We start from the raw sequence: 25,587 nt of genomic DNA on the forward strand, positions 1-25,587 counted from the left end.
CCGTGACAAACCGTTAGAACATTGGAAATCATTTGATTGTGCAGTTATGTTGTGACTTTGCCTGGAACGGGTGTTTTCGCTCGCGACGTCATGACACGCGCCATACCGCCAGTTCGCTAATCTCCAGCGTCCCTGTCCAACCGATGAAGGTTGCCGTGAGAGACGCATGACTGGCGCCGGCCGGAATGGCGATGCGTACAGATTGAAGTTCGTTCGCTGCGCTTCGCCATTCACTGGCACGTAGCGGAACGCCCCCGGCGGCATAGAACTGGAACGTGAATCCGATGCGTCCAGTCACGCCCGAGCTTGTGGCGACGCAAGCAGCTACAACGCTTTCGCCCGCGATCACAGGAAAAAGTGTTCGCGTGCCAAGTAACAAACGGGCATCGCGCTGATCGGGCAAAGTGAGCCGCAACGCGTGCTTCGGCCCGACTATTGCGCTACTCCGCGCTGCCGCATTGGCAAAAACGATTTCGCCGTCAATTCGTACTGGTGCAGTGCACGATGCGCTCCAATGCGTAAGCGCATCCCACAACGTACCGGGTCTGTCCGAGGTAAAGAGGCTGTCAGCATTGATCACGCTTCCGCGCCACGGCAACGCAAGACCCCGCTGAAAGCTCATCGCGGTCAACGATTCGACGGGCACCTCGTCACCGATCAGCGGCGTCAGTGCGCCCAGTTCCGGCGACTCCAAACGCCACTCAACTCCGGACGCGCTGAACTTTGCCGTGCCCGCCACCAATTGACGGGGTGCGTTACTGAGCTCTTTGCGCTTCCAATGTCTCGGCAACACGATTGAGTCGCGGAACACGGTTCGAAGAGCCTGCCCGCCCTCCATCGCATTCACCAGGAATCCGTCGATACCTTCGAAGTGACAATGGTTGAATGCCACCGTACCGAAACGCGCCTGACGACCAAAATGCACCACGTCGCCATTGAAATCGAACGAACAGACATCGAACACAAAATCCATGCTGTCGGATTGGATGTCGATGGCGCGCGCAGACCCTGATATCGTGCAATCGACGAACGTCATCCGTTCGCCACTATTCAAGCTTCGTCCTTCTGTGTGAGCCACGTAAATGCCATGTTCGCGATTCTGTTCGAATCGCGAGGAAAACCACGTGCTTAGGTATGTATTGATTGGATCGATCCGGAGTGCACCGCGCCAGCCGCTGACCACGACATTGCGGCCGCCCGCATCCCGGACACAGCCAGAGAATCCCGCCTGACGGTTGCCCTTCACAATGCCCCACCCTTCGGACCGCGCAGTACCCGGCCCAAGGATCGAGATCGTGCCCCCTCCGCCGTCGAGGAACGGCGAGCGATCGCCCGGAAAACGCAATTCAGTCGCGGGTAGCGCGGTTTCGTTTCTGCAGGTCAGGCCGTCCGAGCCGACTGGCAACTGGGAGAAGTCCAGCAAAACACCGCCCACCGAGCAAAGCTTGATCCAGGGCGCAGTGTCGATCGTTTCCGTTAGAACGTATCGACCCGACGGAATCAGCAACGCCGGTAAACAAGACGTGTCGCTGGTACGTAATGCAATATTGCGCACGAAATCGATAGCCCGCTGAAAAGTGCCGGTGTCATCGCTAGCGCCCGTGCCCTTGGTGGCGAACTCATCCAGCCAGCGAAACCCGCGCGGCATTCGATTCTCGGCGGACTCCGCCCACCCTCGCGAAACAATGGACGCGCCCAGTACCGCCGCACCGGCGGACAGCCCCATTGCGGACCGGCGATTCATAGTTGCCTCGGGGTATCGCTCTGGATCTGTGAAGAGCCTGGTCGGGTGATCATTTCGCCACCAACCCTGCCGTGAGACCGGCGTTTATACCGGGAAGCAGAAGGCTCAAGACGCGACTGAAGCGAACAAGTCCATTGCCGTCCACATAGACGATGTCTTTCGGTTGCAGTTCGAACCGGTTGGCAAGGATCATCGACACAGGCGATACTGCGTCGAGATGGAAAACGCGCGCGTCTTTTCCGCGCCCTCTGATCACATAAAGCTGTGCGGCGTCCGCTGTCGTCGCGCTAATGCTGCCCGCTTGTGAAAGGGCGTCGCTCAACGTCAGTTGACCGTTGCGAAGCGGTAGCGCGGTGACGGGCTTCGTCACTTCACCCAGCACGAACACGCCGTTGTCTTCTCTCGCCGACACGCGAACTAAATCACCGGGACGCAGCGCAATGTTCGAAGGATTCAAGCCGTGCTGCAGCAAGTCTGTGAAATTGATACTGTACGATTGGCCGTCGCGGGTCAGTGAAATTCGGCTTTGATCTGCGCTCGAACTAAAGCCGCCTGCATGACTGATGGCGTCATACAGTGAAGTCGGGATATCGTTGATTGGCTGCGCGCCTGGAGTATGTACTTCGCCGTCGACATACACCTGCTTCGAACGAAACGACGCAATGCGCACCGTCACTTGAGGATCACGGAACGACTTGCCCAGTTCCATCGCAAGTTTGCTTTGGATTTCGTCTATCTTCATGCCCTCGACACGGATAGTCCCGGCAAACGGAAATCGCAGACGGCCGTTGTCATCGACGATGAATCCGGGCGGCGGGTCATAGGCGCGCGCATTCGCGGGTGACTGTGCGCCCAGTGCGGCAGCCAATTCCGGATGGTCCCAAACTGTGATCTGGAGTACATCGCCAACCCCGACCGTATAGGCAGAGGCATGACCCAGCAGAACACGAGTGTCTGCATCGGTACTCAGACCGGCGTCATTCTTCAGCTTGTCGAGTAACGACACGGTCACTTCGGTAACCGGCACGGGCAACTGTTCCACGGGCGCGCCATCGCCGACACTAGCTATCGGCAACACAGCCGCGTTTTGCATCCGCATCCCGGGCGCCATTGCGCACCCGCTGGCAAGCAACGTTACCGCCGCCACTAACGCTCCGAGCCGACATGCCGGCCTAGTCAAAAATACCGCTAACATCGTATTCAACCTATTCAAGCGAGCGCGCCGCAGCGCCGCCCTTGCTGCCCCGTCCGGGCAGACATGATTCATGTTCGATGGGGACGCGTGGCCTGCGACACGCAGCACTCCTTCATGGGATGGACGCCCTCAAGGACACCCCAAAGGCACGCATCAATACGCATTCCGATGCAACAACCCCTTCACCACCGTCGCCAGCACAATCCGCATATCCAACCCGAACGACCAGTTCCGCAAGTAGTACAAATCGTGTTCCACTCGCGCCTGCATCTTCTCAACCCGATCCGTCTCGCCGCGAAAACCATTCACCTGAGCCCATCCAGTAATACCCGGCTTAATCCGGTAGCGATGGATATACCCATCGACAATGCCGCGATACTGATCATCGTGTTCGATCGCATGCGGCCGCGGCCCAACCACCGACATTTCCCCGCGCAACACATTCAGAAATTGCGGCAACTCATCGAGGCTGGTGCGACGTAAAAAAGCACCGACACGAGTCACGCGTGGATCGCCACGCGTTGCCTGCCGAATCTCACCAGACCGCTCCACATGCACGCGCATCGAACGAAACTTGTAGATGCGAAAGACCCGCCCATCCGCGCCCTTGCGTCGCTGCTTAAACAACACCGGCCCCTTTGACGTCGCCTTAATGGCAACCGCGACCGACAACATCACCGGCAACAAAGCCAGCAGCGCCACACTCGCGAACAACCGGTCGAAAACCGCTTTCTGTACCAGGGCGTACGGTGTCATCGGCGAGGCCATCAGATTGATGGCCGGCGCGCCAATCAGATCGACCACGTTTCGATCGAACATCGCAAGACTGCGCACATCAGGAATGAAGCGCAAATTGACGAGGTCGCCGCTGAATTCGTCTAGGATCCGCAGCACAGTGTCCTCTTCGGACATTGGCAGCGCGAGCCACACCTCTTCGATCTGTTCACGGCGCACCCAGTCCGCGAATTCGCGCAGACGGTCGAACGACGGCAAGCCAGAAAACCCAGATCTGCTGTCCTGTCGCGTGTTGAACGTGGCAACCGCCCGGAAGCCTGCATCTGGTGAACCCATGATGTTGGCGATCACCGCGTCGCGATGCGCGCCGGCACCAACCACAGCAACCATTCGCAAATTCCGGCCGCCGCGTCTCATCCGACCGAGCACCGCATGCACCACCAACCGCGAAGCGACGAGCGCCGCAGCGGCGATCAAGGTCCAACTCACGCACCATAGCCGGGACACCGACGCAGCGCGATGAAGCAGAAACAACATTGCAAGCCCCAAGGCCTGCACCGCGATCCAGCCGAGCACCGGCTTGACGCTCAGCCGCCATTTCGAGCGACCGCGCCATGAGTCATACACGCCGAACCAGGGCAGCAGCAGAACCGCGAACGCTATATCGAGCGCGACGAAGGCGCCTTCGAGAATCGAGTGGCCTGGGTCGGGCGTGAACAGCAGCGCGGCCAGAGCCGCCGACAACGCGATCAACAGCGCGTCGAGCATGCGCGCCAGCACGCTTTCCACCTCCGCCAAATCCCGGCCGGTGGTTTTACGAATCACTGTGTGCATAAGATCCGGCCTAGCGGGACCGCAGATCCGAAGCCGTGTAACTCACACGCGGGTGTCACTCTCAGGAACACGACGGGATAGCTCACATCAACCTTTGATTTCATGGCACCACTCTCAATAGTCCGTCTGCGATGTCGCCTGCAATGCGTAACTTCTCGAAGAGGCCGCATTCTGCGCCCACGAAGATTGTGTAGGCTTGAGACCTTTCCCAATCGACTGCGGCATTTTTCAGGCTTCCCGCCTTGCTTTCCGATTCAGCACAGTCCTATTCTCATGTTCCCGGGTGGCATGCCATCCATAACCAATCCCTAATGCACCTCCCCACAAACTTTAACTATCTGCAATCGTCACGCCCCCGTATGCTCGAACAATGACCCGCAAACCGTGCACGACGAGACACGGCATCGGGCAAGCGACTATTTATCGTCAGAGGAGCGGCATCATGAAGATCTGTGTCTTCGGAGCGGGAGCGATCGGCGGCTTGATGGGTGTGCAACTCGCACGTGCCGGTGCGGATGTAAGTTTCGTCGCGCGCGGTCCGCATCTCGCGGCCATGCGCGAGCACGGCGCGCGTCTGATCATGGACGGCGAGACGTTCAGCGCGCCTGTGCGCTGCACGTCCGACCCGCGCGAGCTCGGCGTGCAGGACTTCGTGATCATTACGCTCAAGGCGCATTCGCTGCCCGGCGTAGTCGATGCCATGCAGCCGCTGCTCGGCAAGCACACGGCCATCGTCACGGGCGTCAATGGCATTCCGTATTGGTACTTCCATCAGCATGGCGGCCGATTCGCCGGCACGCGTCTCGCCAGCGTGGACCCGGACGGCAGTCAATGGACGAAGCTAGGCCCCGAACGGGCAATCGGCTGCGTGCTGTACCCGGCTGCCGAAATCGTCGAACCTGGCGTCATCAAGCATGTGTACGGCAAGAAATTCCCGATCGGCGAGCCGAGCGGAGAACGCACGCCGCGCATTCAGCAATTGCACGAAATCATGCAGGCGGCGGGTTTCGAGGCGCCGATCCGCGACAATATCCGCGACGAAATCTGGCTGAAACTATGGGGCAATCTGTGCTTCAACCCGATCAGCGCATTGACGCATGCCACGCTCGATGTGCTCACCAGCGACCCCGGCACGCGCGCGGTTTCGCGCACGATGATGCTTGAGGCCAAGCGCATTGCGGAGCAATTCGGCGTGCACTTTCGCGTCGACGTGGAAAAACGTATCGATGGCGCGGGCGCGGTCGGCGCGCACAAGACCTCGACGCTGGTCGATCTGGAGAATCGTCGTCCGATGGAGATCGATCCGCTGTTGACGGTCGTGCAGGAAATGGGCCGCCTCGTCGCCGAACCCACGCCGACTATCGATGTCGTGCTGGCGCTCATCAAACTGCGTGAGCGGATGGCGTTGCAGGGCGATTGAGGCTCAAGAGAGAGAGCGAGAGAGCGATCAGAAGATCGCTCTCTTTTGCATGCATGTCGGCACGCGCAGTCAGGAAAGGATCGAACGCCGCAAGCGTTCGATCCTTTTTACGCTACTGATCGATGGCGAGCCACACGGCCTTAGGCTCAGTGAAGTTCTCAATCGCGACGTCACCGTGTTCGCGGCCGAACCCCGAGTCGCCGGATCCGCCCCAAGGCAGGCGCACATCGGTATAGCCGTAGGTATTGATCCAAACGGTCCCCGCCTTCAGGTCCCGCGCAACCCGATGCACCCGGCCGATGTCCGCGCTCCACACGCCCGCCGCGAGGCTATACAACGTGCCGTTGGCGATCCGTATCGCGTCGGCTTCGTCGTTGAAGCGAATCACGCTCGCCACCGGTCCGAAGATCTCCTCCTGTGAAATGCGCATTTCATGCTCGACGTTGGCAAACACAGTCGGCTCGACAAAGAAGCCGCGCTCGCCCACCCGCGCGCCGCCGGTCACGAGCGACGCCCCTTCGGCGCGACCCGTTTCGACGTAGCCCAGCACCGTCTTCATCTGCGCCGCGGAGATGAGCGGCCCCATCGACGTTTCGCGCGACGACGGGTCGCCGACCTTGATCGCCTTCGCACGCGCGGCCAGCCGCTCGACCACTTCGTCGTACACATCGCGATGGGCGAGAATGCGCGAACCCGCCGAACACACCTGCCCGGTATTGAAGAAGATCCCCGACGCCGCGGCGCGCACGGCGTTGTCGAGATTGGCATCCGGGAAAATCAGGTTGGCCGACTTGCCGCCGAGCTCCAGCGTGACGCGCTTGAAATTGCTGGCCGCGCCCTGCAGAATGCCGCGCCCCACGGAGGGCGAGCCCGTAAACGTCACCTTGTCGATGCCCGGATGCGCGACCAGCGCATCGCCGACCACCCGTCCCTTGCCGGTGACGATATTCAGCACGCCCGGGGGCACGCCCGCTTCGAGTGCGAGTTCGCCGATGCGCAGGGCGGTCAGCGGCGTGATCTCCGCGGGCTTGACGATCAGCGTACAACCGCACGCGAGCGCCGGCGCGATCTTCCACATGCCGATCATCAGCGGGAAATTCCACGGCACGATCGCGGCGACCACGCCGACCGGTTCACGCAACGTGTAAGTCAATGCATCGGGGCGCACCGGCACGACCTGACCGTTGATCTTGTCGCACCAGCCTGCGTAGTATTCGAGCGTATCGATCGCGGCCGGAATGTCCTGGCGCATCACCGCCGCGATCGGCTTGCCGGCGTCGAGACTTTCGAGCGCGGCGAGTTCCTCGAGATTCGCGCGCATCAGGCCGGCCAGACGCATTAGTATGCGCGCCCGCTCAGCGGTCCGAATGCCGTTCCATACTTTCAACGCGGCGCGCGCCGCGCGCACGGCGGTATCCACGTCGGCGGCGCTGCCTTGCGCAACCAGCGCGATCGGCTCTTCGGTGGCGGGGTTGATGTCGACGGAATATTCGCCGGTGCCGGGCGGCAAGCGTTTGCCGTCGATCAGCAGATCATGGCGCCTGAGGTCGGTTTCAGTTTCCATCATGAAGCTCCTTGCTTGGATGTTGCGTGGGCTGAGTGCTTGCGAGCCGTTTCGGGTAAAAGACGCTAGGGCTCGTGGAGGACGGCGCCGTCGCGCGCAACGGTCGGCTTCGTGTGTATCGGCGAAGCGGACGGCGACACGTCGGTGGTCTGTGAAGTCGTGGAGAACTGTGCCCAGGCCGCCGCGGCGTTGGGTCGGAGGGAACGGTTGCGGCGATGCACGAGCAGTGTCGCCAGATTCATCGCGGGTGCGAGCGGCCGGCTGACCAATGATGCGCCTACTGCGGGCCAATGCGGGTCGATGGGCAATATACCTACGCCGAGCCCGAGTTCGACCATGCGCAGCACCGCCGCGACATGTCCGAGTTCCTGCACCGGCCGTCGTTTCACGCCGTTCGTATTGAAGGCGAGTTCGAGCGCCGCGCGCACGCCGGCGTCGGCGTTCAGCGTGACGAGCGCCCATTCGTGCAACGCGCTCCATGCAACGCTGGCATGGCGGGCCAGCGGATGCGCGGGCGGCATCACCACATGAAGCGGTGTCGTGAAAATCAGTTGCGCCTGCAATAGATCACCGGCCAGCGGTTCGGCCATCGAGACCACGCCGAAGTCCACCTCGCCTTGTTCGACGCTGGTTAGCACGCCGCTTTGCGGCTGATCCCTGACGGAGACGGCTAGCTCAGGAAAAGCCGCCGCGCAGCGCGCGAGTCCCTGTGCCACCCAACTCGACGACAACACCGGATTGCTGCCGAGCACCACCACGCCGGTGTGGCCGTCGTAAGCGGCCCGCTCTTCGCGCAGCGTGAGTTCGATTTCATCGAGCAGCCGGCCGATTCTTCGCTCGAGACTCGCGCCCGCATGAGTCAGTTCGACCTGGCGCGTCGTACGGTCGAACAGCTTCAATTCGACGGCTTCTTCGAGTTCGCGCACGCAACGGCTCACCGCCGATTGCGTCAAGTCGAACTCACGCGCCGCGCGCGTAAAACTCCGCTCACGCGCGACGGCGACAAACACCTTGAGTTGCTGCAACGAAACATTCATGACGTCACTGCCGGGTGTGGGCCATTCACCTATTCTCCTGTCTGCTCAGGCCAATGGCTCAAGCGCGAGGCCTTGCCGTTGCCGGCAACGGCCAGCACACCTTGCGGCTCATTGTGCGATTCGATCCAGCGCGAGCGCAGCGGCGCGAGTATGAACTTCGCGGAGATGCCCGCGGCGATCGTCACGACAGCGGAGACGATGAACACGAGACTCCATCCACCCGTCGCCGACAGTACCGAGGCAATCGGCACCAGCAGCGAAGCCGTGCCCTTGGCGGTGTACAAGGTGCCTGCGTTGGCCGCGGCATATTTGCTGCCGAAGGTATCGGCGCAGATCGCCGGAAAGATCGAGAAAATTTCGCCCCAGAACAGGAAGATCAATGCGGCGAACGTCATGAACGCGTACGGGTTAGTGCCGTATTGCATCAGACCGAGCAACGCCAGGCCCTCGCCGATGAAGATCACGAACATCGTGTTTTCACGGCCGAGCTTGTCGGAGATGAAGCCGCACAGCGGACGCGTAAAACCGTTGCAGACGTTGTCGATGGAAAGCGTGGCAGTCAGCAGCGGCAAGGTCATGCCGAAGATCGTCATCGGGATGCGTGCGAGGCCCCAGTCTTTCGCGATCGGACCGATCTGCGCGGTCGCCATCAAACCGCCCGCGGCCACTGCGACGAACGATACGTAGATCACCCAGAACACGGGCGTCCTGATCATCTGACCGGGCGTAAAGTCGACCTTTGAGACAGCGAACTTCCTCTTCGGTGCGGCTTGCTGGCGCAAGTTCGGCTTCTTCAACAGCAGCGCGAGCGCCAGAATGCACCCGCCTTGCAGGATGCCGAAGAAGAAGAATGTGTGCTCATAGCCCGAACGCGTGATCATGTTGGCGATCGGAATCACCGTCACCGCGGCGCCCGCGCCGAAGCCCGCAGCGGTGAGACCCGCGGCAAGTCCGCGCTTGTCGGGAAACCATTTCAACGCATTGCCCACGCACGTGCCGTACACGCCGCCCGCACCGATGCCGGCGATGACCGCGGAGACGTACAGCATCGGCAGGGTTGTGATGTACGAGTTCATCACCCACGCAATGCCCGCGCAAATCGCGCCGACCGCGACCACAGGCCGGGGTCCGAACCTGTCGACAAGCCAGCCTTCGAGCGGCACGAGCCACGTTTCAGTGAGGATGAAAATCGCGAACGCAAGTTGAATGGACGCTTCGCCCCAGTGATGCCGCGCGTTCATCGGCGTGACGAACAACGTCCACGCGTATTGAAGATTGGCCACGAGAGCCATGCACACCATGCCGATGACGAGTTGCCACCAACGGTTGCCCCAAAACGCGAGGGTCGTAGTCTGCTGACTGATATCGTCCATTAGCCTTGTCTCCACTATTTATCTGGTGCAGCCGGCCAGCGTCCCGAAGGAAGTCACCTCGGCGACGCGCCGCGCTGTGTGCATCCCACCTTATGGTTATGACCCGAAAAGCCGTGCTCTTCGGGAATATTTGATATTTGCGTCTTTAATTCGCTGCTTTAAAAATAGAGCGGCTTAATCATCGCTTTCTGGGAAGTGCTTTATTCCGATCAATTAATGCCTTTTACACCACGAGGCACCGGTTGCTTCGTCCATCAGGCCTCGAATCCAAGCGTTAACCCGAGTTTTTCGCCAAGTGCTCCGGCGGCAATTCCGCTTTCTTATACAGAGCCATGCTAGGGTCATTGCTGAATTACTAATAATTAAAGTTTGTTATTATGTTGATTCACATTTGCTTATACATCGGTCATGACGATGCGGAATGCGACTCTGCGGCAGCTGAAGGTTTTCGAAACGGTGGCGCGCCACCTGAGCTTCTCGCGCGCCGCCGAGGAATTGCACCTCACCCAGCCGGCCGTCTCGACCCAGGTCCGGCAACTCGAAGAACATGCCGGGCTGCCGCTGTTCGAACAGCTCGGTAAAAAAATCTATCTGACGCCGGCCGGCACCGAAATGCTCCACTACAGCCGCGCGATCATCCAGCAGTTCCACGAAGTCGACGAAGCGATGAGTCAGCTCAAAGGCGTCTCCGGCGGCAAGCTGAATGTCGCGGTGATCAGCGCCGGCGACTACTTCTTTCCGCGGCTGCTGGCTGAATTCACGCGTCGCTACTCGGGCGTCGTGCTCAATCTCGCCGTGCACAATCGCGAGGAACTGCTGCATCAGCTCGCCACCAACCAGACCGATCTCGCGGTGATGGTGCGTCCGCCCCACGAGACCGACGCGACCAACGAGCCGTTTGCACCGCACCCGTATGTGATCGTGGCGGCGCCCACGCATCCACTCGCCAACAAGCGCAACATCAAGTTCAGCCAGTTGGCGACCGAAGCGTTTATCGTGCGGGAGCGCGGTTCGGACACGTGGAATTCGATGGAAGAAGGCTTCGCCGGACGGCTTGCCAACCTCAAGATCGCCATGGAGATCAAGAGCACCGAGACGATCAAGCAGGCCGTGATCGCGGGCATGGGCATTGCCTTTCTGTCCGCGCATACCATCAGCCTCGAATTGCAACTCGGCCACCTGGTCGTGCTCGATGTCGAGAGCTTCCCGGTCATGCTCAACTGGTACGTGGTGCATCGGAAGAACAAGCGCCTGCCGCCGGTGGCGGTCGCCTTCAAACGCTTCCTGATGGAGGAAGGCGCGAATCTGATCGAGAAGATCACGCGCGTCAAGGAATTGAGCGTGTATAAGCAGTAGGCTATGGAGATCCAATGAAACTTTAACTATTGCAGATTCGTCAGGACTTCTATGCTGCAAGCGAGTTCCATCACTCGTCAGCCCAGGAGGCCGGTCATGAATTACGCTTCGGTTGAGTCTCATCCCTGCGCGCACACCGCCCGTGTTGCCGCGATCCATCCCGACGACGCCCACCTGAGCGCGTACAACGCCGCCTTCAGCGACCTCGGCCTGCGCTTCCGCTGGGACCGCGCCACCCTCGACGTGCTCAAGGAATTCAATAGCGAAGCGGCGCGGATCACCGCCTACATCGAGCGGTTTCACGCCCATCTGCATCGCGCCTATGATGCGGACTTTCTCGCTCAAATGATTCTGCACAAGAAGGCTAAGTACTTCAGCGAGTTCGCGTCGACCGGCGACTGAGGGCAGCGGCGGGATCACGGTCCCGCGACGCGTCATACTACGTGCACGCCTGAAGTTGCGTGCACTCATAGCGTGCGCCGTGTTGTAGCGCGAGCGGGCCGGTGCCGGTCGCACGCACGTTGCCGCACTTGAGCACTCCCGCCATTGCCGCCGTTTCGACGATACGGGTAGGCCGCCGTGCGCACGCAGTCTGTTGTTACGTCGCGCAGCATCCAGGCCTGCTCTTCCCCACCGCGCCATTCGATTCGCGCCAACAGCCCGTGCTTGCCTATCGTCAGGCTATGGCAACGTGCGGCAAAGGCGAGCGCGCTTGAATCGTGACCATGCTCGTGGCTGTCGGAATACTCGCGACTGAGCATGAGATGCACGCCCATCGCACAAGCCAGCGCGCTCATCGCGAGGAGCGCGGCGAGTCCGAATGGCTGCGCCGGTTCCGTCACGAATCCATAGCCGAGCCAACCACATAGCACTAACGCAAACAGGTTGACGATGCCGTGCCCCGGACGCGCCACCACGCCGAGTTGCAACGCACCGCGCAGTTTGCAGAACGCAATGGCCGAGGTGGCAAAGATCAACGCGCCGATGAACACGGCGGCATAGAGTTCGACGCGCTCGACAGTCGCCTGCGCCGCCGACGACAGATAACGCGCGAAGCCGCCCGACATGACAGCGAGCCCCATGCTGCTGCCCAACAGCGCAACGAGGCGCGGGCGCCGCGTCAAGTTGCGCCGGCGCACCAGCGACGCGCCGAGCACCGCGCCCGCCACCGCGGCGCCGACCACGCCGTCGCTCGCGCCCATGCCGGCTGCGAAAAGGCCCGCGAGCGCGGCGGCCAAGGCCCCGGCGTGCCAGTCAGGACGGCGCTTCGCTCGCCGTTCGAGCGACAGTTGCCCGACTGCGGCAAGCGCAACGGCCAACACCGAAGCAAACACCACTGCCAGCGAACACCAGACGGTACTGTCATACGCTAGCGGCATGCGTGCTCCTCCGTACCGGAATGCTTGGGCGCGATCCTAACGGATCGCGCAATCGGTCAACCGTTCAGACAGCGCCCGCCACGACCGGCTCCGCGCCCGCTGCGGCGCCCGCGCGCGCGGCGCTCAAGGTATTGCTCAGCGTGCCGATTCCGTCGACCGTGACCGTTACTGTCGCGCCATCCTTGATCGAACCGACGCCGACCGACGTGCCGCACGCGATCACATCGCCCGGCTCGAGCGTGAGATCCTGCGAGATCAGACTCACCTGCTCGGCGGGCGAGAAAACCATGTCGGCGAGCGGATAGTTCTGCCGCTCCACGCCATCGAGCATCGTGACAAGACGCGCTTGCTGCCAGTCGAAACCGGAGACGATCGCCGGTCCGATACAGCAGAACGTGTCGAAGCCCTTCGCGCGGCACCATTGCGGAAAGTGCGGATTCTCGTTCAACAGATCGGCAGCGGTGACGTCGTTGACGAGCGTGTAGCCGAAAATCGCTTCGGCCGCCTCTTCGACACTCGCATCGCGGCAGCGCCGTCCGATCACAATGCCGAGTTCGCCTTCGTAGACGATCTTGCCCGCATAGCTGAGCGGCCGCCTGATCGGCTCACCCGAGCCGATCACCGAACCCGCGGGCTTCAACAGAAAAAGCGGGTGTGCAGGCACCGGTTTGTCGAGCTTCGCCGCCAGCGCGTGATAATTGTTCCACAGCGCGACGACCTTGCCGGGCGCGCACGGCGCGAGCGGCGTCAGCGCGCGCGTCGACAGCACGGCGCCGGTCGGCACCGGGTGTTCCAGACCTTCATACTCGTGCAGATAGCCACCTTCCACACGGCCGAACACGACGCCGCCGTCGCTCGACATGAACCGCATCCATGTATCCATACGTCGCTCCCTGTTTACCTGGATTGGGCCTAGATCGCGCCGGCAGTGCGCAATGCACTGACCTGCTCAGGCGAATAGCCCAGTTCGGCCATGACTTCGTCGGTGTGCTCACCCAGCAACGGCGAGCGCGTGACCTCGGTCGGACTGTCGGACAGTTTGATAGGATTGCCAACCGTCAGATACTTGCCGCGAGTCGGATGATCCACTTCGACAATCGTGCCGGTTTTGCGCAGTGACGGTTCTTCGGCGATTTCCTTCATCGACAGAATCGGGCCGCACGGAATGTCGTACTTGTTCAGAATCTGCATGGCCTCGAACTTGGACTTCGTCATGGTCCAGCGCTCGATCTCGGCGAAGATGTCCTTCAGGTGCGGCAAACGCGCGGCGGGCGTCGCGTAATCGGGATCCGTGGCCCACTCTTCCTTGCCGATCACGTTGCAGATCTTCGCCCACACCGGCGCCTGCGTGATGAAGTAGATATAGGCGTTGGGGTCCGTTTCCCAGCCCTTGCACTTCAGGATCCAGCCCGGCTGACCGCCGCCCGACGCATTGCCCGCGCGCGGCACCGCTTCGCCGAACTCTCCGTTCGGATATTGCGGATACTCTTTCATCACGCCGGTGCGTTCGAGCCGCTGCTGGTCGCGCAACTTTACGCGGCACAGGTTGAGCACGCCGTCCTGCATCGCGGCGAGTACGCGCTGGCCGCGTCCGCTGTGTGTGCGCTGATAGAGCGCCGTGACGATGCCGAGCGCCAGATGCAAGCCGGTGCCGCTGTCGCCGATCTGCGCGCCTGTCACGACCGGCGGGCCGTCGTCGAAGCCGGTGGTCGAAGCCGCGCCGCCCGCACATTGCGCGACGTTCTCGTAGACCTTGCAGTCCTCGTACGGCCCAGGACCGAAGCCCTTCACCGACGCGACGATCATGCGCGGATTCAACTCCTGAATCCGCTCCCACGTGAAGCCCATACGGTCCAGCGCGCCCGGTGCGAAGTTCTCTACCAGCACGTCGCATTTCTGGATCAGCGCCTCAAGCACCTGCTTGCCTTCGGGGTTCTTCGTATCGATCGTGACGGAACGCTTGTTGTGGTTGAGCATCGTGAAGTAGAGGCTGTCCACATCGGGAATATCACGCAACTGCTCACGCGTGATGTCTCCCGCGCCCGCCCGCTCCACCTTGATGACATCCGCGCCGAACCATGCAAGCAGTTGCGTGCAGGTGGGCCCGGATTGCACATGCGTGAAGTCGAGAATGCGCACACCGTCGAGTGCTTTGCTCATGTCCTGTCTCCTGTGTCGACCAGGGCTTGCGCTTTAGCGCTTTACTCTGGTCACAAGCAACGTAGTTGTTGAAAGGGCGTCTACTTGTAATTTCCTGGCAAATTCCGGTGCGTTCTCCGCCGCACTGGCTGTGCGACCTGTCTTCGCGGCAAAAAACGTTGGCGCTGTCGCTCGGTGCGAGGGAAACACCGCCACCGGATTTCGGTTCGCGTCTTTTGATATATCACATACCATATTTCTTAGACCGTCAAGCGAGGTTTATCCCGCACTGCTCGTGAAGCCACGCGCCGTCTGCGTTCGACGCAAACAAAAAAGGCCCGCGGCGTCTCCACCGCGGGCCCTTCTTGTCCAACTCGCCCATCAAACGCCGCCTAAGCAGGCAGCCGTGTCAGTCCAGAAAATCGCAATTCGCCTCGACGAACGCGGCCAGATCCAGCGAATGCTGACGCGTGAGACGCTCGGCCAGTTCGGTATCGCGCTGCTCCAGCGCCTCGATAATGCGCAGATGGTCGACGATCGAGCGCGACGCGCGGTCACTCTGCGAAATGGTCATGCGGCGAATCGCGCGCACGTGGATGAAGATGTTCTTGATCGTGTCGAGAATGATCTGCGACTTGGACAACTCGACGATCGCCTGGTGAAACGCGATGTTGGCGTCCGAATACTCGGCGATGTGCTCAGCCGGCGTCGCGTCGCGGAAGTTGTCGAACATGTGGCGCAGACGGGCGATTTCCTCGTCCGTGGCGTGCAGCGTGGCAAGACGCGCCGCCATGCTTTCGAGCGCGGCCCACATCTGGATCATCTCGACGATTTCACGCTTGCTCTTGCGCACGATATAGATGCCGCGCCGCGGCACCATGCGCAGAAAACCTTCCTGTTCGAGCAACGTCATGGCCTCGCGCACCGGCGTGCGGCTGACGCCGAGCGACTCGCTCAGCACCCGCTCGTCGAGACGGATTTCTTCACGGTTCTGGTAGATGTCCGCGTCGGCAATGGCCTGGCGGAGCATCGCATACGCCTGATCGCGCAAGCTCGCGCTCGCGCCGATCGGCTGCAATGACAACGTCAACGGTGTGGCCACTGCTTCAGTTCGAAGTTCTGACGACATTCATCGCCTCTTGTTGAACATGCGCACGATACGGTCTTGCCACAGCCGCGCGTTGCTCGCCCAGACCGACGAAGCGGCCATGTTGCGCTGCAAGCTGCGCGACCGGCTGCGGAACCCAGCGAGTCAACAGCACAGTCGCGGCAGAGCCTAAACCGACAACACCAACCGCGAGCAGCGAGAGAGGAACAACTTCCATTTGTAACTCCGAATGATTGAGTGAACGAATGACTCAATCATATGCTGCAATGCCGCAAACATCAATATTCTGTATGTAGTATATCAGACGATGTTGTTTTTAGGACTACTCCCTCACGGTAGCACGGGCTGCTCCCGGGTGGTTTATCGCAATGCGCGAGCGCGCGACACCCGGTGTAAACGCCCAAAACGCGCGCTATGCGCGCAGTCGCGTATGATGATCGCGCAATTGAAGCGCATGCGGATTGTGGGATCGACTCCTTCGGTGAAGCAGCTACAGGTCGCCTTGCTGACGTTCATCCGTTGCCGGCCGTGCCACATTTGCCTTAAACGCCGCTGAGTGGCCCTGTCGGTTCCTTATCGCCGGCCAATGTAGCCGACTCACGCCCCAGCCCTTCCACGCAACGAACTGCCCGGATTCTCGAAGCTACCTCTGTACCATGACGAACAGAGACGTCACCGTTGGTCGTAGTGATAAACGCCCCGACCGGTTTTGCGCCCCAGATGACCAGCTGCTACCAGCTCCCGCAACAGCTGACAGGCGCGATACTTCGAGTCGCCGAAGTCCTTCAAGAAAACATCGAGGACCGACAGACAGACGTCCAACCCGATCAGGTCGGCGAGCGCCAGAGGGCCGATAGGGTGATTTGCGCCGAGGCGCATCCCGGCGTCGATCTCCTCAGCCGTAGCAACGCCTTCGGGCAGCACAAAGAACGCCTCGTTGATCATCGGCACGAGGATGCGGTTCACCACGAAGCCCGGGGAGTTCTTCACGCCGATCGGAGACTTGTCCAGCCGCACCGTCAACTTGCGCACTGCTTCAACAATGGCAGCGCTCGTCTGGACGCCGCGAATGATTTCGACCAGCGGCAATAGCGGCACCGGATTGAAAAAGTGCATGCCGATAAAGCGCGACGAATCGGCGAGTGCACTCCCGAGCGCCGTGATCGAGATCGACGAGGTGTTCGATGCGATGATTGCATCGGGCCGCACCACGGATTAGATCTGACGCAGGATGCGGATTTTAAGCTCCGAGTTTTCCGTCGCCGCTTCGATCACGAAATCGACGGCCGCGAGCCGTTGATAGTCGGTAGAAGTTTCAATACGCGACAGAGCGGCCTCGCGCACCGCTGCGTCCAGCTTGCCCTTCGCGACCAGCCGCTCGAGGCTGCCGGCCAATGTGGCGACACCCTTCGCGAGCGCTTCTTCTGTGACATCGATCAAAACCGTCTCCAGCCCGGCGACTGCCGCAACTTGAGCGATGCCGTTGCCCATCGTGCCAGCGCCGATGATCCCAATGGAGTTGATTGTCATGGCTATTCCTGTTTAGCGACGCAACGTAAGGCTTCCGCCAAACGTTCCAATTGCGGTGCGCACACCGCTGACAACGACGACTTCTCTTTGCACCTGACACTCCTTCATTCACGGAAGCGCACGCCCACTGCAGCTCGCTTGCCTCACGCGACACGTTACATATTCGGATAGTTCGGACCGCCGCCGCCTTCGGGCGTGACCCACACGATGTTCTGCGTCGGATCCTTGATGTCGCAGGTCTTGCAGTGCACGCAGTTCTGCGCGTTGATTTGCAGGCGATCTTCGTTTGCCTCGTGTTTCACGAATTCATAGACGCCTGCTGGACAAAAACGCGCTTCTGCGCCCGCATAGGTTTGCAGATTGATTGCGATCGGAACGCCTGCGTCCTTCAGCGTCAGATGCGCGGGCTGGTTCTCTTCGTGATTCGTGTTCGAGATGAACACTGAAGACAACCGGTCGAACGTCAGCTTGCCATCCGGCTTCGGATACGTGATCGGCTTGCATTGCGATGCGGGCTTGAGCATCTCGTGATCTGAATGCTGGTGATGCAGCGTCCATGGCACATTGCCGCCCAGCAGCTTCTGCTCGATGCCGACCATCAGGGTGCCGAGGTACAGGCCCTTGCTCATCCACTGCTTGAAGTTGCGTGCACGGTGCAGTTCCGTGTGCAGCCACGAGGTCTTGAAGCTCTCCGGATAAGCGGTCAGTTCATCGCTGGTGCGTCCTGCCTGTACGGCTTCAAAAGCCGCTTCTGCAGCCAGCATGCCGGTCTTGATCGCCGCATGCGAACCCTTGATCCGCGACGCGTTCAGGAAGCCTGCATCGTCGCCGACCAGCGCGCCGCCCGGAAACACCAGCTTCGGCAGCGACATCAGGCCACCGGCCGTGATCGCCCGCGCGCCATACGACACGCGTTTACCGCCTTCGAGAATCGCGCGGATCGCGGGATGCGTCTTGTAGCGCTGGAATTCCTCGAACGGCGACAGATACGGGTTCGTGTAACCGAGGCCTACCACGAAGCCGACCACCACCTGGTTGTTATCCATGTGATAGAGGAACGAACCGCCGTAGGTGTCTTTCTCCAGCGGCCAGCCGGCCGTGTGCATGACCAGACCCGGCTTGTGCTTCGACGGATCGATTTCCCACAGTTCCTTGATGCCGATGCCGTAGACCTGCGGATCGGCGCCTTCGCGCAGCTTGAATTTATCGTTCAGTTGACGGCCGAGATGCCCACGCGCGCCTTCGCAGAAAAGCGTGTATTTCGCGTGCAACTCCATGCCGAGCTGGAAGTTCTCGGTCGGCTCGCCGTCCTTGCCGATACCGAGGTTGCCGGTTGCGACGCCCTTCACCGAGCCGTCGTCGTTGTACAGCACTTCAGCGGCCGGAAAGCCCGGGAAAATCTCTACGCCCAGCGCCTCGGCCTGCTGACCCAGCCAGCGCGTGACATTCGCGAGGCTGATCACGTAGTTGCCGTGATTCTTGAAATTGTCCGGTAACGCCCAGGTCGGCACGCTCTTCGAACCGGTTTCGGTCAGGAACAGGAATTTGTCCTCGGTCACGTCCACCGCCAGCGGCGCGCCTTTTTCCTTCCAGTCCGGAATCAGTTCATTCAAGGCACGCGGGTCCATCACCGCGCCCGACAGGATATGCGCTCCCACTTCCGAGCCTTTTTCGAGCACGCACACGCCGATCTCGACGCCTTTCTCCGCCGCTCGTTGCTTCAGGCGGATCGCTGCGGCAAGTCCCGCCGGGCCGCCGCCGACGATCACGACGTCGTATTCCATCGACTCGCGTGGGCCGTACTGCTCGATGAGAAGTGACATGTTCATTATTTCTTGCCCTGCCATCAGAACTGCTCTTCCGACAACGCCAGCACGCCCGCGTCGCCCTTCGCGCTTACGATCGACGCTTCCAGCGCCACCGCCTGCGGCAACAGATGCTCGGCAAAGAACTGCGCCGTGGCGATCTTCGCGCCGTAGAACGACGGATCGTCGGCCTGCTTTTGGGACGCGGCCAGCAACGCACGCGCCATCTGGCAGCCGCCGAGCACAATGCCGGCCAGCTTCAGATACAGCACGCTGCCCGCGAATACCGCGTTCGGATCGCTCTTCGTGTTCGCGACGACAAATTCGACCACCGCCTTCAGCGCATCGTGTCCGCGCGACAAATGCTGCTGCATCGGCTGGAAGGCCGCGCGTTTTTCGCCCTGGTACTGGCCGAGCGCTTCGACCGTCCGCGCAATGCCCGCGAGCAGCGTCTTCGCGACCGCCCCGCCGTCGCGCACGGTCTTGCGGCCAATCAGGTCGTTAGCCTGAATCGCAGTCGTGCCTTCGTAGATGGGCAGAATGCGCGCGTCGCGGTAATACTGCGCGGCGCCCGTTTCCTCGACGAAGCCCATGCCGCCGTGCACCTGCACGCCGAGACTCGTGACGTCGAGCGACAGTTCCGTGCTCCAGCCTTTGACAATCGGTACGAGGAATTCGTAGATCGCCTGATGCTCGGCGCGTTTCGCCGCGTCAGGATGACGATGCGCGATATCGCAATGCGACGCCGCGACATACGCCAGCGCACGCGAGCCTTCCGTCAATGCGCGCATCGTGCCGAGCATGCGGCGCACGTCGGGGTGTTGAATGATCGACACCGGCTGCTTCGCCGAACCGTCGACGGGCCGGCTCTGCACGCGTTCCTTCGCATAGGCGACCGCCTTCTGATACGCGCGGTCCGACACAGCGACGCCCTGCATGCCGACCGCAAAGCGCGCCGCGTTCATCATGATGAACATGTATTCGAGACCGCGATTTTCTTCGCCGACCAGATGACCTATGGCGCCGCCGTGGTCGCCGAATTGCAGCACCGCCGTCGGACTCGCCTTGATGCCGACCTTGTGCTCGATCGACACGCAATGCACGTCGTTGCGTGCGCCGAGCGACCCGTCGTCATTGACGAGGAACTTCGGCACGACGAACAGCGAAATGCCTTTCACGCCTTCCGGCGCGTTCGGCGTACGAGCCAGCACGAGGTGCACGATATTCTCGGCCATGTCGTGCTCGCCCCACGTGATGAAGATCTTCGTGCCGAACAGCTTGAACGAACCGTCGCCCTGCGGCTCGGCGCGCGTGCGCACGAGCGCGAGATCAGAGCCGGCGTGCGGCTCGGTCAGGTTCATCGTGCCGGTCCAGTCGCCCGCGATCAACTTTGGGACATAGGCCTGCTTTTGCGCTTCGGTGCCGGCTGTGAGCAGCGCCTCGATTGCGCCGTCGGTTAGCATCGGGCACAGTGCGAACGACAGGTTCGAAGCATGCAGCATTTCAATGCACGGCGTCGCGATCAGCTTGGGCAATCCTTGCCCTTCATAGTGGAGCGGATGCTGTAGGCCTTGCCAACCGCCCGCTGCAAACTGGCGGAACGCTTCCCTGAAGCCCGGCGTCGCCGTGACATGGCCGTCCCGATACGCACTCGGATAGCGATCGCCTTCGACGTTCAGCGGCGCGAGCACTTCGCCGCACAGTTTTGCGGACTCTTCGAGAACAGCTTGAGCCGTGTCGAGGCTGGCGTCCTCGAAACCAGGCAACGCCGCGATGTCGTCAAAGCCCGCTAGTTCCTTCATCACGAACAGCATGTCCTTGATGGGTGCGTTATACATGTCAATATCCTCCTGCCTGCGGTGTAAAAAGGGCGCTGGACCTTTGATCCATGCGCCCTTTCATTTGCTGCCAGACGCCTGACGTGCGGCGTTGATGCGTCATCCCAGTTCGCTGACCAACTCCGGCACCATACCGAACAGATCGCCAATAAGTCCGTAATCGGCGACGCTGAAGATCGGCGCTTCTTCGTCTTTATTGATCGCGACGATCACTTTGCTGTCTTTCATCCCGGCCAGATGCTGGATCGCACCCGAGATGCCGACTGCGATGTACAGCTGCGGCGCGACGATCTTGCCGGTTTGTCCCACTTGATAGTCGTTCGGCACGAAGCCTGCGTCGACCGCCGCGCGCGATGCACCGAGCGCGGCTTGGAGTTTGTCCGCTAGCGGCTCCAGTACTTTCGTGTAGTTCTCGCCGTTGCCCAGACCGCGGCCACCCGAGACGATGACCTTCGCCGACGTCAGTTCCGGACGATCCAGCTTCGTCACTTCACGGCTCACGAATGACGAGATGCCGCTGTCGGCGGCCGCTTCGATTTTTTCCACCGATGCGCGGCCGCCTTCGGCTGCGACTGCATCAAAACCGGTCGTGCGGACTGTGATGACCTTGATTGGATCTTTGGACTGAACGGTAGCGATTGCGTTACCCGCATAGATCGGACGCTCGAACGTATCAGCCGAATTCACTGCCGTGATGTCGCTGATTTGCGCGACGTCGAGCTTCGCGGCGATACGCGGCGTGATGTTCTTGCCGTACGCGGTCGCCGGCGCGAGGATGTGCGTGTAGTCCTTCGCAATGTTCAGCACCGTGGCTTCGATGTTTTCCGCGAGGCCTGCTTCGAGTTGCGGCGCGTCGGCCAGCAACACTTTGCTCACGCCTGCAATCTTCGCCGCTGCATCTGCCGCGGCTTGCGCGTTGTGCCCTGCCACCAGCACGTGAATGTCGCCGCCAATCTTCTGCGCCGCTGCAATCGTGTTCAGCGTGGCGGCCTTGATCGACGCACTGTCGTGTTCTGCTATTACAAGATTAACCAGATTCGTCATTTGCTCTGTCTCCGCGTTCTACTTAAAGCACTTTGGCTTCGGTCTTCAGCTTCTCGACCAGCGTCTTCACATCCGGCACCTTCACACCAGCGGAGCGCTTGGGCGGCTCGACAACCTTCAGCGTCTTCAGGCGCGGCGTGACGTCCACACCGAGGTCTTCCGGCTTGACGACTTCCAGCGGCTTTTTCTTCGCCTTCATGATGTTCGGCAGCGTCACATAGCGCGGCTCGTTCAGGCGCAGGTCAGTCGTGATAACTGCGGGAAGCTTTAAAGACAGCGTTTCCGCGCCTCCGTCGATTTCACGCGAAACGGTAGCCTTGCCGTCTGCCACGACAACATTCGAAGCAAAGGTCGCTTGCGGCAAACCAGCCAAAGCAGCCAGCATCTGACCAGTCTGGTTCGAATCGTCGTCGATGGCCTGTTTGCCGAGAATGACCAAAGAAGGTTGCTCTTTATCCACCAGCGCCTTCAACACCTTCGCAACCGCCAACGGTTGCAGGTCCTCAGAAGACTCGATCAGAACCGCCCGATCCGCACCAATAGCCAGCGCCGTGCGCAGCGTTTCCTGACACTGCGCGGTGCCCGCCGACACGGCGATCACTTCCGTCGCCACGCCCGCTTCTCTCAGGCGCACCGCTTCTTCAACCGCGATTTCGTCGAACGGATTCATCGACATCTTCACGTTCGCAATGTCGACACCCGTGCCGTCCGATTTCGCCCGAATCTTCACGTTGTAATCGACCACTCGTTTTACCGCCACCAGCACTTTCATAACGCTCCCTTCAATCAGATAGAAAACTGGACCGCCAGACACTCGACGGGCGCGCGCTGCAACGGCGCTCAGATCCGCCTAGCGGATCGCCGCAGGCACGTATCGAAAATTGCCCTCACCGTATCCGATCAGGCTACCGCGCTCGTCGAACACTTCGGCGCTCGCAAACGCAATGGTTCTGCCGCCGGCCCGCTTGCGACCGATGGCCTTTACCGTCCCGGCGCTCGCCTGTCCTGTAAAACTCGTCGCCAGCGACAAGGTGACGACCGGGCGCGTCTCGCCCGTCCTCGCGTCGAAGCTGACTGCCCGCCCGCAGGCAATGTCGATCAACGTCAGCAAAACGCCGCCATGCAGCGTTCCGATGATGTTGAGATGCTCGGGTCGAATCGTCATTTCGAGCACGGCACAACCATCGATTGGATCGGCGTGACGTATGTTGAGCAGATCACGCAGACCGCCGGAGCCAGCCGGAACAGGAGATTCGATAGATCCCGGCGCGTTCATTTCGTGCTCCCGTTCAAGATGACAAGTCCGTTGCGCTGCCCCGCCGTATGACGCCCGGATGCCGCTAGCTGTTCATCGCGGGCGGCCAGGTATTCCTTGCGCATGCGAGCGACGAGAAGTGCAACGGGCGGCACGTCGTGAATGGCCCCCACGCCCTGGCCTGCGCCCCAAATGTCCTTCCATGCCTTCGGCTTGTCAGGTCCGGCCACGTAGCGCCCTTCATGGTCGCTTGCGGGCAGATTGTCGGGATCCAGTCCGGCGATCGATATGCTCGACTTCAAATAGTTCGCCTTGATGCCAGAGAAATACGACGTATAAACGATGTCGTCGGCGCGGCTGTCGACGATCATTTGCTTATAGGCCGGCACCGCGTCGGCCTCTTCGGTGGCGATGAATCGCGTACCGATGTACGCGAGATCGACACCCATCGCCTGTGCCGCGAAGACGCCGCGTCCATTCGAAATGCCGCCGGAGAGAATCAGCAGGCCGTGGTGAAAGCTTCGCACTTCCTGGATGAACGCGAACGGGTTGAGCGTGCCGCCGTGACCGCCGGCGCCGCCACATACGAGGATGAGACCATCGGCACCTGCATGCAGCGCCTTTTCCGCATGCCCGCTGTTGATCACATCGTGCAGAACGATGCCGCCGTAACCGTGGACCGTCTGGGCGATTTCGCGAGGGCTGGACATGTTGGTGATGACGATCGGCACCTGCTGTCGCGCGCATACGTCGAGATCGTGTTCGAGCCTTCTGTTCGACGACCGGTTGGCGCACAGATTGACAGCAAACGGTGCGGGCGCAACGGCCCGCGCCTCGCCAGCGGATACCGCCAACGCGGCTTTGATTCTGACGATCCACGGCTCGAACTCAGCTTCCTGACGCGCATTGAGCGCGGGAAACGAACCGATGATGCCGGCGCGGCATTGCGCGATAACGAGTTCAGGGCCCGATACGATAAACATCGGTGCGCCGATAACCGGCAGCGACAAACCTGCAGACAATGTGTGACGCATAGATAGCTCTGGCGATGAGGCCGATGAAAAATAGTGGCGAGCCCAGTGGCCGCTTATAGCGCGCGGGCGATGATTTCCTTCATGACTTCGTCGGTGCCGCCGTAAATCCGCATCACACGTGCATCGACCCACGCGCCGCCGATGACGTACTCAGACATATAGCCGTAACCGCCGTGAAGCTGTAGAAACTCATCGAGCAGCTGGTTTTGCAATTCCGTCGAGTTCAGTTTCACCATCGCCGCTGTCAGTGGCGTGAGATCACGCGTCATGTGACGAGCGATACAGTCATCGACGAATACGCGTAGCATCGTCGCCTTTGCCTTCGCGTGAGCAAGCTTGAAGCGGCTGTTCTGGAAGTCGAACACGGCCTGACCGAAGATCTTGCGATCGCGTGTGTAGGCGATCGTGCGCTCGAGCATGGCCTCGATGGAAGCGCAGGCGCGCACTGCAATGATCAGGCGTTCCTGTGCCAATTCATGCATCAGGTAGCCGAAGCCCGCGTTCTCGTCGCCCAGGCGGTTCTCGACCGGCACGCGCACGTCCGAGAAAAAGAGTTCGGCGGTGTCCTGTCCGCGCAAACCGATCTTGTCGAGCTTGCGGCCCTTGGTAAATCCCTCCATGCCTTCTTCGACCACGATCAGCGAAATGCCTTTCGCCCCACGAGACGGGTCCGTCTTGCACACCATAATGACGAGCTCGGCATTCTGGCCATTGGTAATGAATGTTTTCTGACCATTGACGACGTAGCTATCGTTCTCGCGCCGCGCCGTCGTGCGCACCGCTTTCAGATCGCTGCCCGTGCCCGGCTCGGTCATGCCGATCGCGATGATCTTCTCGCCACGCGCCATGCTGGGCAGCCAGCGCTGCTTCTGTTCTTCGGTGCCGTAAGTGAGGATGTACGGCGCGATAATGTCCGAATGGGTCGTGAAGCCGACCGCGCTCGCGTTCACGCGCGCGAGTTCCTCCACGATCACCGCCGAGTGGCCGAAATCCCCGCCACCGCCGCCATAGGCCTCGGGAATCATGCAGCACAGCAGCCCTTCCTTGCCCGCCTTGCGCCAGAGTTCCTTTGGCACGATGCCGTCTTTTTCCCACTGGCCGTGAAACGGGACGATCTCCCGCTCGACGAATCGCCTGACTTGCTCACGAAAGATCTCATGATCTTCACGAAAGATTGAGCGCATATAAAATTCTCCT

The 25,587-nt window shown here is 60.8% G+C and carries 21 protein-coding genes and 1 pseudogene; 3 read left to right on the forward strand and 19 right to left on the reverse strand.

Annotated features, from left to right (window positions below):
* Positions 1-88 precede the first annotated feature (88 nt).
* The 3 genes from HF916_RS24245 to HF916_RS24255 all read right to left on the reverse strand — a co-directional run bounded on the left by HF916_RS24245 (position 89) and on the right by HF916_RS24255 (position 4,508).
* Positions 89-1,744, reverse strand: coding sequence for a hypothetical protein (locus HF916_RS24245; protein ID WP_168791313.1), 1,656 nt, complete (start codon positions 1,742-1,744; stop codon positions 89-91).
* A 49-nt stretch (positions 1,745-1,793) separates the two neighbouring features.
* Positions 1,794-2,939 (reverse strand): polysaccharide biosynthesis/export family protein, encoded by a 1,146-nt coding sequence (locus tag HF916_RS24250; protein ID WP_168792134.1) that lies wholly within the window; start codon positions 2,937-2,939, stop codon positions 1,794-1,796.
* Positions 2,940-3,092: 153 nt separating this feature from the next.
* Positions 3,093-4,508, reverse strand: a complete 1,416-nt coding sequence (locus HF916_RS24255; protein WP_206001847.1) for an undecaprenyl-phosphate glucose phosphotransferase — start codon at positions 4,506-4,508, stop codon at positions 3,093-3,095.
* A 442-nt stretch (positions 4,509-4,950) separates the two neighbouring features.
* Between HF916_RS24255 and HF916_RS24260 the strand changes: the two genes are divergently transcribed.
* Entirely contained in the window at positions 4,951-5,928 is a 978-nt protein-coding gene (locus tag HF916_RS24260; protein ID WP_168791314.1) for a 2-dehydropantoate 2-reductase, read from the forward strand.
* Between the two features lie 112 nt (positions 5,929-6,040).
* Here the strand turns inward: HF916_RS24260 and HF916_RS24265 are convergent, their stop codons facing one another.
* The 3 genes from HF916_RS24265 to oxlT all read right to left on the reverse strand — a co-directional run bounded on the left by HF916_RS24265 (position 6,041) and on the right by oxlT (position 9,902).
* Positions 6,041-7,492 (reverse strand): aldehyde dehydrogenase family protein, encoded by a 1,452-nt coding sequence (locus tag HF916_RS24265; protein ID WP_168791315.1) that lies wholly within the window; start codon positions 7,490-7,492, stop codon positions 6,041-6,043.
* A 65-nt stretch (positions 7,493-7,557) separates the two neighbouring features.
* Positions 7,558-8,529, reverse strand: a complete 972-nt coding sequence (locus HF916_RS24270) for a LysR family transcriptional regulator (protein ID WP_168791316.1) — start codon at positions 8,527-8,529, stop codon at positions 7,558-7,560.
* 29 nt (positions 8,530-8,558) lie between these two features.
* On the reverse strand, positions 8,559-9,902 hold the full coding sequence (gene oxlT / locus HF916_RS24275; RefSeq protein WP_168791317.1) for an oxalate/formate MFS antiporter: 1,344 nt from the start codon (positions 9,900-9,902) through the stop codon (positions 8,559-8,561).
* A gap of 408 nt (positions 9,903-10,310) precedes the next feature.
* Here oxlT and HF916_RS24280 point away from each other — a divergent pair, with 408 nt between their 5' ends.
* Positions 10,311-11,258, forward strand: a complete 948-nt coding sequence (locus tag HF916_RS24280) for a LysR family transcriptional regulator (protein ID WP_168791318.1) — start codon at positions 10,311-10,313, stop codon at positions 11,256-11,258.
* A 96-nt stretch (positions 11,259-11,354) separates the two neighbouring features.
* On the forward strand, positions 11,355-11,660 hold the full coding sequence (locus HF916_RS24285) for a hypothetical protein (protein WP_168791319.1): 306 nt from the start codon (positions 11,355-11,357) through the stop codon (positions 11,658-11,660).
* Between the two features lie 65 nt (positions 11,661-11,725).
* Here the strand turns inward: HF916_RS24285 and HF916_RS24290 are convergent, their stop codons facing one another.
* From HF916_RS24290 to HF916_RS24350, 13 genes and pseudogenes are all read right to left on the reverse strand, one after another.
* On the reverse strand, positions 11,726-12,637 hold the full coding sequence (locus HF916_RS24290) for an NAD(P)(+) transhydrogenase (Re/Si-specific) subunit beta (protein ID WP_168791320.1): 912 nt from the start codon (positions 12,635-12,637) through the stop codon (positions 11,726-11,728).
* A 64-nt stretch (positions 12,638-12,701) separates the two neighbouring features.
* Entirely contained in the window at positions 12,702-13,520 is an 819-nt protein-coding gene (locus tag HF916_RS24295) for a fumarylacetoacetate hydrolase family protein (RefSeq protein ID WP_168791321.1), read from the reverse strand.
* Between the two features lie 29 nt (positions 13,521-13,549).
* Positions 13,550-14,797 carry a formyl-CoA transferase gene (gene frc / locus HF916_RS24300; RefSeq protein ID WP_168791322.1) on the reverse strand — a complete coding sequence of 416 codons (1,248 nt, stop codon included), beginning with the start codon at positions 14,795-14,797 and terminating at the stop codon, positions 13,550-13,552.
* Between the two features lie 388 nt (positions 14,798-15,185).
* A complete protein-coding gene (locus tag HF916_RS24305) occupies positions 15,186-15,905 on the reverse strand; it encodes a GntR family transcriptional regulator (RefSeq protein WP_168791323.1) in 720 nt (239 codons plus the stop codon).
* Complete coding sequence (locus HF916_RS24310; protein ID WP_168791324.1) at positions 15,883-16,101, reverse strand: hypothetical protein; 219 nt, start codon at positions 16,099-16,101, stop codon at positions 15,883-15,885. Before HF916_RS24310 ends, HF916_RS24305 begins: the two co-directional genes overlap by 23 nt.
* A 455-nt stretch (positions 16,102-16,556) precedes the next feature.
* Positions 16,557-17,414: pseudogene (locus tag HF916_RS24315) on the reverse strand (3-hydroxybutyryl-CoA dehydrogenase).
* A gap of 155 nt (positions 17,415-17,569) precedes the next feature.
* A complete protein-coding gene (locus tag HF916_RS24320; protein ID WP_168791325.1) occupies positions 17,570-19,243 on the reverse strand; it encodes an electron transfer flavoprotein-ubiquinone oxidoreductase in 1,674 nt (557 codons plus the stop codon).
* Between the two features lie 17 nt (positions 19,244-19,260).
* Entirely contained in the window at positions 19,261-21,057 is a 1,797-nt protein-coding gene (locus HF916_RS24325; protein ID WP_168791326.1) for an acyl-CoA dehydrogenase, read from the reverse strand.
* Between the two features lie 99 nt (positions 21,058-21,156).
* Entirely contained in the window at positions 21,157-22,092 is a 936-nt protein-coding gene (locus HF916_RS24330) for an electron transfer flavoprotein subunit alpha/FixB family protein (protein ID WP_168792136.1), read from the reverse strand.
* A 31-nt stretch (positions 22,093-22,123) separates the two neighbouring features.
* Entirely contained in the window at positions 22,124-22,873 is a 750-nt protein-coding gene (locus HF916_RS24335; RefSeq protein ID WP_168791327.1) for an electron transfer flavoprotein subunit beta/FixA family protein, read from the reverse strand.
* 78 nt (positions 22,874-22,951) lie between these two features.
* Complete coding sequence (locus HF916_RS24340; protein WP_168791328.1) at positions 22,952-23,377, reverse strand: PaaI family thioesterase; 426 nt, start codon at positions 23,375-23,377, stop codon at positions 22,952-22,954.
* Positions 23,374-24,390, reverse strand: a complete 1,017-nt coding sequence (locus HF916_RS24345) for an NAD(P)H-dependent flavin oxidoreductase (protein WP_168791329.1) — start codon at positions 24,388-24,390, stop codon at positions 23,374-23,376. Before HF916_RS24345 ends, HF916_RS24340 begins: the two co-directional genes overlap by 4 nt.
* Positions 24,391-24,443: 53 nt before the next feature.
* The gene (locus HF916_RS24350) at positions 24,444-25,574 is read right to left on the reverse strand and encodes an acyl-CoA dehydrogenase family protein (RefSeq protein ID WP_168791330.1); all 1,131 of its coding nucleotides are present in this window, start codon (positions 25,572-25,574) and stop codon (positions 24,444-24,446) included.
* Positions 25,575-25,587: the final 13 nt, after the last annotated feature.

The organism is Paraburkholderia aromaticivorans (assembly GCF_012689525.1).
In the GTDB taxonomy this organism is placed as follows: domain Bacteria; phylum Pseudomonadota; class Gammaproteobacteria; order Burkholderiales; family Burkholderiaceae; genus Paraburkholderia; species Paraburkholderia aromaticivorans_A.

Coding starts and splice junctions, on each gene's coding strand:
- HF916_RS24245 (WP_168791313.1), bottom strand. CDS start 1,744: ATGAATCGCCGGTCCGCAATGGGGCTGTCCGCCGGTGCGGCGGTACTG.
- HF916_RS24250 (WP_168792134.1), bottom strand. CDS start 2,939: ATGTTAGCGGTATTTTTGACTAGGCCGGCATGTCGGCTCGGAGCGTTA.
- HF916_RS24255 (WP_206001847.1), bottom strand. CDS start 4,508: ATGCACACAGTGATTCGTAAAACCACCGGCCGGGATTTGGCGGAGGTG.
- HF916_RS24260 (WP_168791314.1), top strand. CDS start 4,951: ATGAAGATCTGTGTCTTCGGAGCGGGAGCGATCGGCGGCTTGATGGGT.
- HF916_RS24265 (WP_168791315.1), bottom strand. CDS start 7,492: ATGGAAACTGAAACCGACCTCAGGCGCCATGATCTGCTGATCGACGGC.
- HF916_RS24270 (WP_168791316.1), bottom strand. CDS start 8,529: ATGAATGTTTCGTTGCAGCAACTCAAGGTGTTTGTCGCCGTCGCGCGT.
- oxlT (WP_168791317.1), bottom strand. CDS start 9,902: ATGGACGATATCAGTCAGCAGACTACGACCCTCGCGTTTTGGGGCAAC.
- HF916_RS24280 (WP_168791318.1), top strand. CDS start 10,311: ATGACGATGCGGAATGCGACTCTGCGGCAGCTGAAGGTTTTCGAAACG.
- HF916_RS24285 (WP_168791319.1), top strand. CDS start 11,355: ATGAATTACGCTTCGGTTGAGTCTCATCCCTGCGCGCACACCGCCCGT.
- HF916_RS24290 (WP_168791320.1), bottom strand. CDS start 12,637: ATGCCGCTAGCGTATGACAGTACCGTCTGGTGTTCGCTGGCAGTGGTG.
- HF916_RS24295 (WP_168791321.1), bottom strand. CDS start 13,520: ATGGATACATGGATGCGGTTCATGTCGAGCGACGGCGGCGTCGTGTTC.
- frc (WP_168791322.1), bottom strand. CDS start 14,797: ATGAGCAAAGCACTCGACGGTGTGCGCATTCTCGACTTCACGCATGTG.
- HF916_RS24305 (WP_168791323.1), bottom strand. CDS start 15,905: ATGTCGTCAGAACTTCGAACTGAAGCAGTGGCCACACCGTTGACGTTG.
- HF916_RS24310 (WP_168791324.1), bottom strand. CDS start 16,101: ATGGAAGTTGTTCCTCTCTCGCTGCTCGCGGTTGGTGTTGTCGGTTTA.
- HF916_RS24320 (WP_168791325.1), bottom strand. CDS start 19,243: ATGAACATGTCACTTCTCATCGAGCAGTACGGCCCACGCGAGTCGATG.
- HF916_RS24325 (WP_168791326.1), bottom strand. CDS start 21,057: ATGTATAACGCACCCATCAAGGACATGCTGTTCGTGATGAAGGAACTA.
- HF916_RS24335 (WP_168791327.1), bottom strand. CDS start 22,873: ATGAAAGTGCTGGTGGCGGTAAAACGAGTGGTCGATTACAACGTGAAG.
- HF916_RS24340 (WP_168791328.1), bottom strand. CDS start 23,377: ATGAACGCGCCGGGATCTATCGAATCTCCTGTTCCGGCTGGCTCCGGC.
- HF916_RS24345 (WP_168791329.1), bottom strand. CDS start 24,390: ATGCGTCACACATTGTCTGCAGGTTTGTCGCTGCCGGTTATCGGCGCA.
- HF916_RS24350 (WP_168791330.1), bottom strand. CDS start 25,574: ATGCGCTCAATCTTTCGTGAAGATCATGAGATCTTTCGTGAGCAAGTC.